The organism is Rhodoferax ferrireducens (assembly GCF_003347515.1).
Classification (GTDB): domain Bacteria; phylum Pseudomonadota; class Gammaproteobacteria; order Burkholderiales; family Burkholderiaceae_C; genus Rhodoferax.
The window spans coordinates 82334-97958 of record NZ_QEII01000318.1; the positions used below are offsets into that span (position 1 = coordinate 82334).

General features: G+C 59.1%; 12 protein-coding genes. 9 read left to right on the forward strand and 3 right to left on the reverse strand.

Annotated elements, in window-relative coordinates; all coding sequences use genetic code 11:
• Positions 1 to 39: 39 nt before the first annotated feature.
• From C5P05_RS28730 to C5P05_RS28775, 9 genes are all read left to right on the forward strand, one after another.
• Positions 40 to 1572, forward strand: a complete 1533-nt coding sequence (locus C5P05_RS28730; RefSeq protein ID WP_114973296.1) for an acyl-CoA carboxylase subunit beta — start codon at positions 40 to 42, stop codon at positions 1570 to 1572.
• A gap of 15 nt (positions 1573 to 1587) precedes the next feature.
• Positions 1588 to 1875, forward strand: coding sequence for a helix-hairpin-helix domain-containing protein (locus C5P05_RS28735; protein WP_114973297.1), 288 nt, complete (start codon positions 1588 to 1590; stop codon positions 1873 to 1875).
• Positions 1876 to 2208: 333 nt separating this feature from the next.
• A complete protein-coding gene (locus tag C5P05_RS28745) occupies positions 2209 to 4263 on the forward strand; it encodes an acetyl-CoA carboxylase biotin carboxylase subunit (protein WP_114973299.1) in 2055 nt (684 codons plus the stop codon).
• Positions 4264 to 4265: 2 nt separating this feature from the next.
• Positions 4266 to 4748: a VOC family protein gene (locus tag C5P05_RS28750; protein WP_114973300.1), complete on the forward strand. Its 483-nt coding sequence runs from the start codon at positions 4266 to 4268 to the stop codon at positions 4746 to 4748.
• A gap of 163 nt (positions 4749 to 4911) precedes the next feature.
• Complete coding sequence (locus C5P05_RS28755) at positions 4912 to 6744, forward strand: FAD-dependent oxidoreductase (protein ID WP_114973301.1); 1833 nt, start codon at positions 4912 to 4914, stop codon at positions 6742 to 6744.
• Positions 6741 to 8591, forward strand: coding sequence for a 2-oxoacid:acceptor oxidoreductase subunit alpha (locus C5P05_RS28760; RefSeq protein WP_114973302.1), 1851 nt, complete (start codon positions 6741 to 6743; stop codon positions 8589 to 8591). The genes C5P05_RS28755 and C5P05_RS28760 overlap by 4 nt, the downstream gene beginning before the upstream one ends.
• Positions 8588 to 9643, forward strand: coding sequence for a 2-oxoacid:ferredoxin oxidoreductase subunit beta (locus tag C5P05_RS28765; protein ID WP_114973303.1), 1056 nt, complete (start codon positions 8588 to 8590; stop codon positions 9641 to 9643). Before C5P05_RS28760 ends, C5P05_RS28765 begins: the two co-directional genes overlap by 4 nt.
• 25 nt (positions 9644 to 9668) lie before the next feature.
• Entirely contained in the window at positions 9669 to 10109 is a 441-nt protein-coding gene (locus C5P05_RS28770; protein WP_114973304.1) for a cyclic nucleotide-binding/CBS domain-containing protein, read from the forward strand.
• A 142-nt stretch (positions 10110 to 10251) separates the two neighbouring features.
• Positions 10252 to 11778, forward strand: coding sequence for a methyl-accepting chemotaxis protein (locus tag C5P05_RS28775; protein WP_114973305.1), 1527 nt, complete (start codon positions 10252 to 10254; stop codon positions 11776 to 11778).
• Positions 11779 to 11789: 11 nt separating this feature from the next.
• Here the strand turns inward: C5P05_RS28775 and rsxB are convergent, their stop codons facing one another.
• The 3 genes from rsxB to C5P05_RS28790 form a co-directional block, all read right to left on the reverse strand.
• The gene (rsxB, locus tag C5P05_RS28780; RefSeq protein ID WP_114973306.1) at positions 11790 to 12458 is read right to left on the reverse strand and encodes an electron transport complex subunit RsxB; all 669 of its coding nucleotides are present in this window, start codon (positions 12456 to 12458) and stop codon (positions 11790 to 11792) included.
• A 2-nt stretch (positions 12459 to 12460) separates the two neighbouring features.
• Positions 12461 to 13897, reverse strand: a complete 1437-nt coding sequence (gene phaZ, locus C5P05_RS28785) for a polyhydroxyalkanoate depolymerase (protein ID WP_114973307.1) — start codon at positions 13895 to 13897, stop codon at positions 12461 to 12463.
• A gap of 497 nt (positions 13898 to 14394) precedes the next feature.
• Positions 14395 to 15591, reverse strand: coding sequence for an amino acid aminotransferase (locus C5P05_RS28790; RefSeq protein WP_114973308.1), 1197 nt, complete (start codon positions 15589 to 15591; stop codon positions 14395 to 14397).
• Positions 15592 to 15625: the final 34 nt, after the last annotated feature.

Genomic DNA, 15625 nt, shown 5'->3' on the forward strand with positions numbered 1-15625 from the left:
ACGACAGAGACGATCAGGACTTCGTAAAGAAAGAAAACCATGCACGACATACTTGAACAACTTGAAGCCAAGCGCGAACTCGCCCGTTTGGGCGGGGGCCAAAAACGCATCGACGCGCAACACAAAAAGGGCAAGCTCACCGCCCGTGAGCGCCTCGAATTGCTGCTCGACGAGGGAACCTTCGAAGAGTGGGACATGTTCGTCGAACACCGCTGCGTCGACTTCGGCATGGAAGAAAACAAGATTCCGGGCGACGGCGTGGTCACCGGCTACGGCATGATCAACGGCCGTTTGGTGTTCGTGTTCAGCCAGGACTTCACCGTATTTGGCGGCGCGTTGAGCGAGGCCCATGCCGAGAAAATCTGCAAGGTGATGGACCAGGCCATGAAGGTCGGTGCGCCGGTGATCGGTTTGAACGACTCGGGCGGCGCGCGCATTCAGGAAGGCGTGGCGTCCCTGGGCGGCTACGCCGACGTGTTCCAGCGCAACGTCATGGCCAGTGGTGTCGTGCCGCAGATCAGCATGATCATGGGGCCGTGCGCCGGCGGTGCGGTCTATTCACCAGCCATGACCGACTTCATCTTCATGGTCAAGGACAGTTCCTACATGTTCGTCACCGGCCCCGAGGTGGTGAAAACCGTGACGCACGAAGACGTGACGGCCGAGGAGTTGGGTGGCGCCATCAGCCACACCACCAAGAGCGGCGTGGCCGATCTGGCGTTCGAGAACGATGTGGAGGCGCTGCTGATGCTGCGCCGCCTCTACAACTACCTGCCGCTCAACAACCGAGAAAAAGCGCCTGTGCGCCGCGGCGGCGACCCGGCCGATCGCATGGACATGAGCCTGGACACGCTGGTGCCGGACAACGCCAACAAGCCCTACGACATGAAGGAACTCATCGTCAAGACCCTGGACGACGGCGACTTCTTCGAGCTGCAACCTGAATACGCCAAGAACATCCTGATCGGCTTTGGCCGCATGGAAGGCCAGACCGTGGGCATTGTGGCGAATCAGCCGCTGGTGCTGGCGGGCTGCTTGGACATCAAGAGCTCGATCAAGGCGGCGCGCTTTGTGCGCTTTTGCGATGCCTTCAACATCCCGGTTATCACCTTTGTCGATGTGCCCGGTTTCATGCCCGGCACGTCTCAGGAATACGGCGGCATCATCAAGCACGGCGCCAAGCTGCTCTACGCCTATGCCGAGTGCACGGTGCCGAAGATCACCGTCATCACGCGCAAAGCCTACGGCGGCGCCTATGACGTGATGAGCTCCAAGCACTTGCGCGGCGATGTCAACTTTGCCTGGCCGAATGCCGAGATTGCGGTGATGGGGGCCAAGGGCGCGGTGGAAATCATCTTCCGCGAAGACAAGGGCGATCCGGCCAAGCTGGCCGCCAAGGAAGCCGAATACAAGGCCCGCTTCGCCAATCCGTTTGTGGCCGGCGCCCGTGGCTTTATCGACGATGTGATCCTGCCGCACGAAACGCGCAAACGCATCTGCCGTTCGCTGGTGATGTTGCGCGACAAAAAGCTTGAGAACCCGTGGCGCAAGCACGGCAATATTCCGCTGTGAGTGCAAGGTGCTGCTATGCCCAAAGCCGCTCACGCTTCGCAAGCCAAAGTGCTGACCGATATCCCCAATATCGGAAAGTCCATCGCGCAAGACTTGCGCGGCCTGGGCATTACGACGCCGGCCCAGGTGGCTGCCATGGACCCGATTGCGGTGTATGACGCCTTGCGCACCCCTATGGGGCATCGGCACGATCCCTGTGTGCTGGACACTTTTTTGGCTGCCAAGGACTTTATGAGCGGCGGTCCTGCGCTGCCTTGGTGGCACTTCACGCCGCTGCGCAAGGCTATGAAGCTGGGGGCTTGATAGATATGAGACTGAAAGCTGTGAGCCTATTTCGTTCCGGGTCAGGCTGCCTGGGTGCTCTGCTTCGTGTCCCCCGGCCTTCGGCCTCCTCCTTGACCTGCGCAGAACACCCAGGCAGCCTGACCCTTCCGTTGCGTGGTTTTCTTGGCCGCAGAAAAGACCATTCGCAGCGGCAGGCTTGGGGTATCTGCCGCGGCGAAGTCAAGGAGGAGGCCGAAGGCCGGGGGACATGAGCGGCGGCGGATACCCCAAGCCTGCTGCGGGCTCATACGGGCGAAGACTTGGTTTTGTACTGAATTCCAATCTTGCCGATTTCATAAAGTTAGGAAACCTATGTTTACAAAAATACTGATAGCCAACCGTGGCGAGATTGCCTGCCGAGTCATCAAGACGGCCCAAAAAATGGGCATCAAGACCGTCGCCGTGTATTCGGATGCCGACCGCGACGCCCGCCACGTACTGCTGGCCGACGAGGCCGTCAACATCGGCCCGGCGCCCAGCCGCGAGAGCTATTTGCTGGCCGACAAAATCATTGCGGCCTGCAAGCAGACCGGCGCGCAGGCGGTGCACCCTGGCTACGGCTTCTTGAGCGAGAACGCCGGTTTTGCCAAGCGCGTCGAAGAAGAGGGCATTGTCTTCATTGGCCCCAAGCACCACTCTATTGCCGCCATGGGCGACAAGATCGAGTCGAAAAAACTCGCTGGCAAGGCGGGCGTCAACTGCATCCCTGGCGTCAATGATGCGATTGATACGCCAGAGCGCGCCGTCGAGATTGCCCAGGGCATCGGGTATCCCGTCATGATCAAGGCCAGTGCCGGCGGCGGTGGCAAAGGCCTGCGCGTGGCCTTCAACGACAAGGAAGCTTTCGAGGGCTTCACCAGCTGCAAAAACGAGGCGCGCAACAGCTTTGGCGACGACCGCGTGTTCATCGAGAAATTCGTCGAGGAACCGCGCCACATCGAGATCCAGCTGATTGGCGACAGTTTTGGCAATGTGGTTTACCTGAATGAGCGTGAATGCTCGATCCAGCGCCGCCACCAGAAGGTGATTGAAGAAGCGCCATCACCTTTCATCTCTGAAGCGACGCGTAAAGCCATGGGCGAGCAGGCCGTGCAATTGGCCAAGGCCGTGAACTACCAAAGCGCGGGTACGGTGGAGTTTGTGGTCGGCAAGGACCAGAGCTTTTACTTCCTGGAAATGAACACCCGCTTGCAGGTGGAACACCCGGTAACCGAGTGCATCACCGGCCTCGATTTGGTGGAGCTGATGATTTGCGTCGCTGCCGGCGAGAAGCTGCCGTTGACGCAAGCCGAGGTCAAGCGTGACGGCTGGGCGATCGAATGTCGCATCAACGCCGAAGACCCATTCCGCAACTTCCTGCCCTCCACTGGACGCCTGGTGCGCTTCCAGCCACCGACCGAGACCATGTTTTCAGCCGATACCAGCCAGTGGTATGGCGTGCGGGTCGACACCGGCGTGCAGGATGGTGGCGAAATTCCCATGTTTTACGACTCAATGATCGGCAAGCTGATCGTGCACGGCAAAGACCGGCTCGATGCGATTGCCAAGATGCGTGAGGCCCTGAATGGCTTTGTGATTCGCGGCATCAGCAGCAACATCCCGTTTCAGGCGGCTTTGCTGGCGCACCCCAAATTTGTCGCTGGGGACTTCAACACCGGCTTCATTGCCGAAAATTATGCGCAAGGCTTTCGGGCCGAAGACGTGCCGCACGACGACGCCGACCTGCTGATCGCGCTGGCGGCGTTTGTCAACCGCAAGTACCGCAACCGCGCCACAAAAATCAGCGGTCAGATGGAAGGTCATGAGGTCGAGGTGGGAGAAGATTTTGTCGTGGTGACCCTGGGTCAGCAAGGCAGTTCCACGCCAACCCCAGTATCGGTCACGGATTTTGAAGGAAAAACAGGCTCTAGCGCAATCACAGTGGGCGCTAACAGCTACAAAATATGTAGCAACTACCGCCTCGGCGAGGTTCGCATCACGGGCACTTGCAACGGTGATCCGTTCACGGCCCAGGTCGAACGCGGTGGTCTGGCGAGCAAGAACCCGCTGGCCATCCGGGTCTCGCACAACGGCACGCAGATTGACGCGCTGGTGCTTTCCAAGCGTAGCGCCGAGCTGTATGCCCTGATGCCTTACAAGGCGCCGCCGGACATGAGCCGCTACGTGTTGTCGCCCATGCCGGGCCTGCTGGTTGAAGTGGCGGTGCAGCCCGGCCAGAAGGTGCAGGCCGGTGAGCGCGTGGCCGTGATCGAGGCCATGAAGATGGAGAACGTGCTGTTTGCCGCGGCCGACGGCGTGGTGGGCAAGGTGCTGGCGACCAAGGGCGAGAGCCTGACGGTGGACCAGGCGATTGTGGAGTTCGTCTGACCATGAGCCGCCCTTTCAAAGTGCTGGGTATCCAGCAAATCGCCATTGGCGGCCCCGACAAAACCCGGCTGCAGAAGCTCTGGGTCGAGATGTTGGGCCTGGAAGTGACCGGCACCTTCCGCAGCGAGCGCGAAAACGTGGATGAAGACATCTGTGCCATCGGCAGCGGCCCGTTCAAGGTCGAGGTTGACTTGATGCAGCCGCTGGACCCGGATAAAAAACCGGCCGTGCACACCACGCCGCTGAATCACGTCGGTCTGTGGATTGATGACCTGCCTCGCGCGGTGGAGTGGCTCACAGTCAAAGGCGTACGCTTCGCTCCGGGCGGCATCCGCAAGGGGGCCGCGGGCTTTGACATCTGTTTTCTGCACCCCAAGTCCAATGAAGAATTCCCCATCAGCGGCGAGGGGGTTTTGATCGAGTTGGTGCAGGCGCCGGCGGAGGTCGTTGTGGCCTTTGGCAAACTCGCGGCAGGAGCGATCTGACGTTGCGGTGTTGTGGTTGGGGTAAATGTTTGCGTTACGTCAAGAACTGACGCGACTATGGGCTCCCACTAGGGGATTCACCTGAGCGTTTTTTTGCACGCAGGCGTAGACTGTTTCCACCCCCAGCCGCTGCTGCGGCGCAAGCGGGGCAGAGGAGACAGATTTGCAGCCTACCAATCTGACCGATCCGGCTTATTTCCACAAAGTCGTTGACTGTCAATGGGCCTGCCCGGCCCACACCCCCGTTCCTGAATACATCCGCCTGATTGGTCAGGGTCGCTACAGCGATGCCTACATGATCAATTGGGTGTCCAACGTGTTTCCCGGTATTCTGGGTCGCACCTGTGACCGGCCTTGCGAGCCCGCTTGCCGGCGCGGGCGGGTCGAGGAAAACAATGGCGAGAAACCCGAACCGGTGGCGATCTGCCGGCTCAAGCGCGTGGCCGCCGACTTCAAGGACGACGTGAAAGGACGCATGCCGACGCTGGCGCCGCGCAACGGCAAACGTATTGCCTGCGTAGGCGCGGGGCCGTCTTCGCTGACGGTGGCGCGCGACTTGGCACCCTTGGGTTACGAGGTGACCGTATTCGATGGCGAGGCCAAGGCGGGCGGTTTTATCCGCACACAGATTCCGCGCTTTCGTCTGCCTGAGTCGGTGATTGACGAGGAGACGGGTTACATCCTGGATTTGGGTGTGGCGTTCAAAAGCGGCCAGCGCGTCGAGTCCATGAAGGCTTTGCTGGCACAGGGTTATGACGCCGTGTTTGTGGGTTGCGGGGCGCCCCGAGGGCGCGGCCTGGAGTTGCCGGGTCGCCAGGAGGCGGCGGCTCACATTCACATTGGTATCGATTGGCTGGCCTCGGTCTCGTTTGGGCATATCACCAGCGTAGGTCAGCGGGTCATCGTGCTCGGTGGCGGCAACACGGCCATGGACTGCTGTCGTTCGGCCCGGCGTCTGGGCGGCACCGATGTGAAGGTGATTGTGCGCAGTGGTTTCGATGAAATGAAAGCCTCGCCTTGGGAAAAGGAGGACGCAGTTCACGAGGGCATCCCGATCATCAACTTCCATGTGCCCAAGAGTTTCGAGCATCAAGACGGTCGATTGCTGGGCATGAAGTTCGAGGTGGTCGAGGCGGTGTATGACGGGCAGGGCCGTCGCAGCCTGGTGGCGATCGGCGCGCCGGACGTGTTCTTTGCCTGCGATACCGTGCTGGTGGCGGTGGGCCAGGAAAATGCCTTTCCGTGGATCGAGCGCGACAGCGGCATTGCATTCGATCGCAGCGGGCTGCCGCTGCTGGGCAAGGGTACTTTTCAGTCCACCGTGCCTCAGGTATTCTTTGGCGGTGACGCCGCTTTCGGGCCCAAGAACATCATCACCGCAGTGGCGCATGGACACGAGGCGGCGGTATCGATCGACCGGCTGTTGCATGGCGAAAACCCGGCCCGTCGTCCGGCACCGATGACCAACCTGATGTCGCAAAAAATGGGCATACACGAGTGGAGTTACCACAACGACGTGTCGGTTGACACGCGTTTTAAAGTGCCGTGGGCCAAAGCCGAAGTGGCCCTGGCCAGCATCCGGGTGGAGGTGGAGCTGGGCTTCGACGCTGCTACGGCCTTTCGGGAAGCCAGCCGCTGCCTGAATTGCGATGTACAGACGGTGTTCAATCGGGAAACCTGTATTGAATGTGATGCTTGTGTCGACATCTGCCCCATGGACTGCATCACCTTCACCGCCAATGGAGAGGAGGCTGACCTGCGCACCCGGTTGAAGGCGCCGGCGCTGCATGCCGGGCAGGACCTTTATGTGTCGGGTGAACTGAAAACAGGGCTCGTCATGGTGAAGGATGAAGACGTGTGCTTGCACTGCGGTTTGTGCGCCGAACGCTGTCCCACGGGCGCATGGGACATGCAGAAGTTCCTGCTCGACACGACCCAGGCGGGTCCGCAATGTCGTGATGGAAAAACCGGTAAACGTGTTCTGGAGGCCGCATGAAGCGCATCGAAGCCATCAACGATTTCGTCATCAAATTTGCCAATGTCAACGGCTCCGGTTCGGCGTCCGCCAATGAACTGTTCGCCAAGGCTATTTTGCGCATGGGGGTGCCGGTGAGCCCGCGCAACATCTTTCCCAGCAACATCCAGGGCATGCCCACCTGGTATGAAGCGCGGGTGTGCGAGAAAGGCTACCAGGGGCGGCGCGGCGGCGTGGACATGATGGTGGCGATGAATCCGCAGACCTGGGACGCGGATCTGGCGGAAATCGAGCCCGGTGGTTATCTGTTTTACGACAGCACACGGCCTGTTCCCCCTTCCAAATTCCGCGAAGACATTCACGTCATTGGCATGCCTTTGACCGAGATCAGCAACGCAGCCTATGCCGATCCCCGGCAACGCCAATTGTTCAAGAACATCATTTACGTCGGTGCCTTGTCGGTGCTGCTGGACGTCGAAGCCGATGTGTTCGAGAAGCTGTTTGCGCAGCAGTACAAGGGCAAGGAGATGTTGCTCGACGCCAATGTGCGGGCGCTTCACCTGGGGCGCGACTATGTCAAACAGCATCTGGACGCGCCGCTGGGCATCCGGGTCCGCCGCGCGGACAAGGTGGGCCAGCAGATCTTTACGGATGGCAACAGTGCTGCCGCACTGGGTTGCGTCTATGGCGGCGCTACGGTCGCCGCCTGGTATCCCATCACACCTTCGTCGTCCGTGCCGGAGGCATTTCAGAAGTACTGCGACAAGTACCGGGTAGACCCCGCAACCGGCCAGCATTACTACGCTATCGTGCAAGCCGAAGACGAATTGGCTTCTATCGGCATGGTCGTGGGCGCGGGCTGGAACGGGGCGCGGGCCTTTACTGCGACCTCCGGGCCCGGTGTGTCGCTGATGACAGAGTTTATTGGCCTGGCCTACTTCGCCGAAATCCCGGTGACCATCATCAACGTGCAGCGCGGCGGGCCCTCCACCGGCATGCCGACCCGCACACAACAATCCGATTTGCTCAGCTGCGCCTATGCCTCGCATGGCGACACCAAGCATGTGCTGCTGTTTCCGGAAGACCCGTACGAGTGCTTCGAGCACGCCGCTGCCGCGCTCGATCTGGCGGACCGTTTGCAGACGCCCATCTTCGTGATGACTGACCTGGATATCGGCATGAACCAGCGACTGTGCAAGCCCTTTGTGTGGGACGACGCGCAGGCCTACGACCGCGGCAAGGTCATGACGGCAGCCGAACTCGAAGCCGGGAAGGATTTCGGTCGCTACAAGGACGTCGATGGCGACGGCATTCCCTGGCGCACGCTACCTGGAACGCACCCGAGCAAAGGCAGTTTCTTCACGCGTGGCACCACGCGCGACCCCTATGCGCGTTACTCCGAGCGTGGACCGGACTACATCTACAACATGGAACGCCTGCTGCGCAAATTCAAAACGGCGGCTGATCTCGTGCCGCAGCCGGTGCTGCGCCAAGCGGATAACCCGACCCGCGTTGGTGTACTCTACTTTGGTTCGACCAGTCCGGCCATGCAGGAAGCGCTGGACGTGCTCACGGAAGAGGGCATCGATCTGGACGCCATGCGCTTGCGGGCGTTTCCTTTTCCCGAGTCGGTCAATCGCTTCATCGCCACGCACGACAAAGTGTTTGTCGTCGAGCAAAACCGGGATGCACAAATGCACATGCTCCTGGTGAATGAGCTGGCCGTCGATCCTGCGCGCCTCATCAAGGTCTTGCACTACGACGGCACACCCATCACCGCGCGCTTTATCACCCAGTTCATTGAGAAGAGTCTGCAACCGGCATCACCGCCCATTCAATTGACGCCCCTGCACAAGGAGGCCGCATGACCTACCTCGCAAAACCAGTGCTTCACCACCCGTCGCTGACCACCAACAAAGTTGGCTACACCCGGCGGGATTACGAAGGCCGCATCTCCACCCTGTGCGCCGGCTGCGGCCACGACTCGATTTCGGCGGCCATCATCCAGGCGTGCTGGGAACTGGACATTGAGCCGCACCGCGTGGCCAAGCTCTCGGGCATTGGCTGCAGTTCCAAGACGCCGGACTACTTTCTGGGCGCTTCGCATGGTTTCAATACCGTGCATGGGCGCATGCCGTCCGTGTTGACCGGCGCTAATTTGGCCAACCGCGACCTGCTGTACCTCGGCGTGTCAGGTGACGGCGACTCGGCGTCCATCGGACTGGGCCAGTTTGCCAACGCCATGCGCCGCGGTGTGTGCATGGCCTATATCGTGGAGAACAACGGGGTTTATGGCCTGACCAAGGGCCAGTTTTCCGCCACGGCAGACCGGGGTTCCAAAAGCAAAAAGGGTGTAATCAACAGCGACAGTCCGATTGATCTGGTGGGGCTCGCCCTGCAACTGGGTGCCACCTATGTGGCTCGCAGCTTTTCGGGTGACAAGGCGCAACTGGTGCCTCTCATCAAGGGTGCCATCGGGCATGGCGGGGCCGCGTTCATTGATGTCATTAGCCCCTGTGTGACCTTCAACAACCATGGCGGTAGCACCAAGAGCTACGACTACGTGCGCCAGCACAACGAGGCGGTCAGCCGAATTGATTTCATCACGCCACACAGTGAAATTACCACCGACTACGCACCGGGCGAGGTGGTGGAAGTGCCACAACATGACGGCACCAGCCTGCGACTGCGCAAACTGCACACCGACTACGATCCGACCGATCGCTATGCTGCCTTGAGCTATATCAATGCGCATCAGGCCCGTGGCGAAGTGGTGACCGGCTTGCTTTATCTGGATCCGCTCGCCACAGACCTGCATTTGGCGCTCAACACCAGTGACACGCCACTCAACCAGTTGGACGTCGCCCAGTTATGTCCGGGTTCGGCGGCGCTTGACCGGCTCAACGCCTCCCTTCGCTGATTTTGATGTGAGCAGGAGCGAAATCATGTCTGAACGTACCGTTTTTCAATCCATGTCACAGCGACATGTGGTGAGCCTGCCTCCGAAAGCCAGCGTGTGGGAGGCTGCGTGTGTCATGACCAAAGCCAACTGCGGCAGCGTTCTGATCATCGACAGCGCAGGGGTTATGCAAGGCATTCTGACCGAGCGTGACCTGATGACCCGCGTGCTGGCCAAGGCCCTGAATGCCGAAAAGACGCTGGTGTCCGAGGTGATGACGCACCAGCCCCAGTGCGTTGCGCCTGAGACGACCGTGCCAAATGCGGTGCTCATCATGATTGAGCGCGGATTCCGGCACTTGCCCATTGTGTCTTCGACCGGCAAAATTCTGGGCGTTTTCTCAGTTCGTGATGCCCTGCCGCGCGAGATTGGCAACGCCGTTAGTCTTGCCGAATTTCATGACCAGGTGAATGATGCGCTTGGGTAAGGCCTTGCCAAGTCGCTTGTTCACGCTCCTGCGGGCGGCATTTTGGGATAAATTTTGAAGCACGGATTGAATTTGTAAGCTTGCCGCTGGACTCCAGCCTGTATAAGGGCGGGTAAATTAAAACTATGAGCGAGACTGAGTCATGATCTTAGAAAGATTGCTTTCCCCGGCGCTGTGGTTGATGCGGCACCTGCGTCTTGCCGCCAAGTGCCTGCTGCTGGCGGCGATTTTGATGACGCTGCCGGTCGTGATGCTGCTTCAACATTTACTGACTGAATCTGCTGGCGCTGGTGCAGCCTGGGTGGCTTGGTTGAGTGGTGTGTGCGTGGTGTTGTCTGTGTATTTTTTGCTGGCCTTCCATCGGAGCATTGCCCAGGATTTGGGTGTGGTGACACAAGCCCTGGACCAGTTGGTGCGGGGTGATTTACGCTTGAGTCTGGTAACGCGCGGTCGGGATGAGCTTGCCAATCTGGCGTCGGCAACCAACAAGATTGGCGCCACGGTGTCTGCAATGGTGGCCAATGTGCGCAGTAATGCCGCTTTCGTCGCACATTCTGGCAAGAGTCTGGCGACGGGTAACCGTGAGCTGTCAGATCGGACCGAGCAGCAGGCGGCCAATCTGGAACAAACAGCGGCCAGTGTGGAGCAGTTGTCTTCCACCGTGCAAGGCAACGCGCAGACTGCGGCCCAAGCCAACGCTCAGGCTGCCAGCGTGCGCGATGTTGCCGATCGGGGCGCTTCCACCATGGCAGAGGCCATCGCATCGGTTGAGGCTATCCAGAGCAGCGCCAAACGGATGGATGAAATTGTCAGCGTGATCGACGGGCTGGCCTTTCAGACCAATATCCTGGCGCTTAATGCTGCCGTGGAGGCTGCCCGGGCGGGGGAGTCCGGCCGTGGTTTCGCCGTGGTTGCCAGCGAGGTCAGGTCCCTGGCCCAACGTTCGGCCGAGTCGGCCAAAGAGATTCGACAACTCATCGGCGCATCGTCTTCCCAGGTGGCGTCCAGCGTTTTGAGGATTCGCGCTGCGGGCAGCAACATCACGCAGATCGTGTCGGGCATTCGCGATGTGGCCACCAATATGTCGCAGATATCGACTTCCAGTGCAGAACAGAGCTCGGGGCTGACCGAGATAACGACGGCGGTGCGCCAGCTCGATGAAATCACGCAGCGTAACGCGCAGATGGTCGAGCATGCGGTGACGCAGGCATCCAATCTGGAAGGCCGGGCATCGACGCTGGTGGAGGCTGTGGCCATGTTCAAGCTGCAGCAGGGCTCGGCGGAGGAAGCGATTGAACTCGTCAACCGGGCTGTGGCGCAGCGCCGACGCAGTGCCTCTCGCGATTCATATCTGCGTGAAGTGACCGATCCCACTCAGGGGTTTCACGACCGCGATATGTATGTCTTTGTGCTTGACCGCAACGGTACTTATGTGGCGTTTGGTGGCAACCCGGCCAAGGTCGGCACTCGGGTGCAGGATATCGCCGGCATTGACGGACAGGGTCTGGTGGATGACATCCTGAACCAGGCGGCGATGGAGCCGGGCTGGGTGGAATATGACATCACCAACCCGACGACCGGACGCGTACAAAGCAAGATGTCTTTTGTGCAGCAGGTGGACGACCTGTTCGTCGGTTGCGGCGTTTACAAAAACCTGGTGCTCACTTAGTCCGGACCGACTTACCCAACGCCTTGCCCTGTATCACGCTTGGCCCGTGCGCGCTTCAGCGCCGCTTCAATTACGGCGCGTTTCTTGTCCAATACCGCGGGGTCGGTGTGCTGGGAGTGGTGGGGTAAGTCCGCCAGTTTCACCAGCGCCTTTTCTTCAAGCCTTTTTTCGTTCTCGGCCTCGTCCCGATTGCGTTTGTAGCTATGAAACAAATAGCGATTTTGTGCCAAATCGGCTTGAGGATGCGACCAGGCGGCCCAGCCGGTTGCAGTACCCGTCACATTTTCAAGCTCAATGCAATCCACCGGGCAGACTGGAAGGCACAACTCGCAGCCAGTGCAGTAGGCCTCGATCACCGTGTGCATCTGCTTGTTACTGCCCATGATCGCGTCGGTCGGGCAGACCTTGATGCACAGCGTGCAGCCGATACACCAGTTTTCATCAATGAACGCAACAGTGCGCGGACCCTCTGCGCCATGGATCGGGCTCAACACCAAGGCCGGCTGACCCGTGATGGCTGCCAGCCGTTCAATACCTTGTGCACCGCCGGGCGGACACTGGTTAATGCCCGCCGTGCCTTGTGCAATGGCCTGCGCGTAAGCCGCGCAGTCGGGGTAGCCGCAACGGGTGCACTGGGTTTGAGGCAGCGCCGCGAGGATAGTGGCGGCCAGCGCAGTCATTGCTATTTGCGCGTAACCTTCTTTGCTGCAGTTTTGACAGCCTCTGGTGCCCTATTGGCTGCCGCTGTAACTGGTTTTGTAGACGTGCTTGCTGCCTTCGCGGCAGAGGTCACTGCTTTGACCGGCTCAGCTGCTTTCGTCACGTTCACAGCGGAGGCTGCGACTGGTTTTGCAGCCGGCTGATGGGTCAGAATGAATGACTTGACCTGCGGGTACACCAGTTCACGCCAGCGGCGACCACTGAAGATGCCATAGTGACCGGCGCCGGGCACTTCCAGGTGTTTTTGCTCCGAAGCAACCACACCACTACAGATGTTATGGACGGCCTCAGTTTGGCCGGAACCGGAAATGTCGTCAAGTTCGCCTTCCACAGAGAATAAGGCGGTCGTAACGATGTCCTGGGGGCGCACACGTTCTATTTTTCCATCCACGCCCTTGACATCCCAAGTGCCGTTCACCAGACTGAATTCCTGAAAAACAACTCGAATCGTTTCCAGGTAGTAGTCCGCGTCCATGTCCAGCACAGCGTTGTACTCGTCATAGAACTTGCGGTGCGCTTCGGTGCTTGCATCGTCGCCCTTGATCAGGTCCTTGAAGTATTCGTAATGGCTCTTGGCGTGGTTGCTGGGGTTCATTGCCACAAAACCGGTGTGCTGCAGGAAGCCAGGGTAGACGCGCCGTCCAGCGCCCGGGAAGTTGGTGGGAACGCGGTAAATGACGTTGTTTTCAAACCATTCGAAGGGCTTGTTCATGGCCAGGTTGTTCACCGCCGTCGGGGACTTGCGGGCATCAATCGGGCCGCCCATCATGGTCATGCTCAATGGCGTCAACTCACCGCGGCTGGCCATCAAAGAAACGGCAGCCAGCACCGGCACCGTGGGCTGGCACACGCTGACCACGTGGCAATTGCCGTAAATGCCCTGCAGGTGGCGGATGAACTCTTGTATGTAGTTTACATAGTCATCCAGATGGAACTCACCCTCCGATAGCGGAATCAGGCGTGCATTTTTCCAGTCCGTGATGTAAACCTTGTGATCCTTGAGCATGGTCTTGACCGTATCGCGCAACAGCGTCGCATAGTGGCCAGACAAGGGGGCTACGATCAAGACGGCGGGCTGACCCTTGAGTTTGCCGAGCGTCGCCGGATCATCACTGAAACGTTTGAAACGGCGCAATTCACAAAATGGCTTGTCGATTTCAACGCGTTCATGAATTGCAATATCGACCCCGTCTACATCGATCGTGCGAATGCCAAATTCCGGTTTCTCGTAATCCTTGCCCAGACGATGCATCAAGTCATAGCCGGCTGAAATACGCTGTGCAAACGGGTTTTGCCCCAGCATTGAAAGCGGGTTGCCATAGACCTTGGCAGCTGACTGAGCCAAGTCAGTGAAAGGCTCCATCAGGGAACGTTGTGTTTCGTAGAGTTGGTAGAGCACGATGAATTCACTTTCAGGAAATGTTGCAGTGCAATATAACAGTTATAAAAGGCGTTGCATTGGAGTGGAAACACCAATTTTCTCGGCCATTTGTTACCTTTGTGTAAGCTTGAGGCCAGAAATCGTCTGCTACCGGGCAATTTAATTCCAGAGTGATGAATGCGAATAAATTAACATAGATTGGCGAACTTTGCCATCAGTGTTGCTTCGTGGCATTTAGGGGGGAACTTGATGCGCGGCTTTTTGGATGCTAGCGCGTTTGAATCACCCTAACCATTGAAAAAATGGCCAAAATGCCCTTCATTTTTCGGGGTCTCCGCTACCCCGTGAAAGCTAATGAAGACCGGCCCTTGTCACTTCTGCCCTGAGGCGATCCGGGCGACGGTCAAGACACCCGGCCCCGGACCTGCCCGCGCGAAATGGTTGTTTACTATAAAAACAATAGCTACTTGCGCTTATAGGACGGGGACTAGATGGCTATTTGATCTAAATAATGGTCAAACCACCTTGGCAATCGATGCACACACGTAATCAATGTTCTTGCTGTTCAGGGCCGCTACACACATGCGCCCGGTGTCCGTGCCGTACACGCCAAATTCGCTGCGCAAGCGTACCATTTGGTCTTTGGTCAAGCCCGAATAGCTGAACATCCCGATCTGGCTGGTGATGAAGCTCATGTCCTGCTTCACTCCGGCAGCCTTGAGGCCGTCCACCAGCTTCTGGCGCATGGCCTTGATGCGTACGCGCATCTCGCCCAGTTCCTTCTCCCACAAGGCCCGCAGTTCGGGGTTGCCCAACACGGCCGCCACAATCGCACCACCGTGGATCGGCGGGTTGGAGTAGTTGGTGCGGATCGCAATCTTGAGTTGGCTCAGAACGCGGCCAGCTTCTTCTTTGCTCTCGCAGACCACCGACAGGGCGCCGACGCGTTCGCCGTACAGGCTGAAGCTCTTGCTGAAGGAGGTCGAGACGAAAAAGTCCAGGCCGGCGGCGACGAACTTGCCGATGACCGCGCCATCTTCCTCAATGCCGTAGCCGAAGCCCTGGTAAGCCATGTCGAGGAAGGCGACCAGGTTTTTCGCCTTGACGGCCGTGATCACTTGATCCCACTGTGCAGCGGTGATGTCGTAGCCGGTTGGGTTGTGGCAGCAGGCGTGCAGCAGAATGATGCTGCCCGGCGCGGCGGCGTTCAGGTCGGCCAGCATGCCTTCAAAGTCGACACCGCGCTTGGCTGCGTCGTAATAGCGGTAGCTTTCGACCGGAAAACCCGCGTTGGTGAACAGGGCACGGTGGTTTTCCCAGCTGGGGTCGGAGATCAGCACGGTGGCGTTGGGATTGAGCTTCTTGAGAAAGTCGGCCCCGATCTTCAGGCCGCCGGTGCCGCCAATGCCTTGCACGGTCGCTACGCGACCGGACTTGACGGGTTCGCTGTCGGCGCCGAACACCAGACTTTTGACTGCTGCGTCATAGGCGGCAATGCCGTCAATGGGCAGGTAACCGCGCGCTGTGGGCTTGTCCATCATTGTCTTTTCGGCGGCCTGCACGCATTGGAGCAGGGGCAGCTTACCGTTGTCGTCGAAATACACGCCGACGCCCAGATTGACTTTGGCGGGGTTGGTGTCGGCGTTAAATTGCTCGTTCAAACCCAGAATCGGGTCGCGGGGGGCCATTTCGACAGCGGAAAAGAGAGACATGTGAGGGTCCTGTTAATGGAAGTCTGGAGAAAAG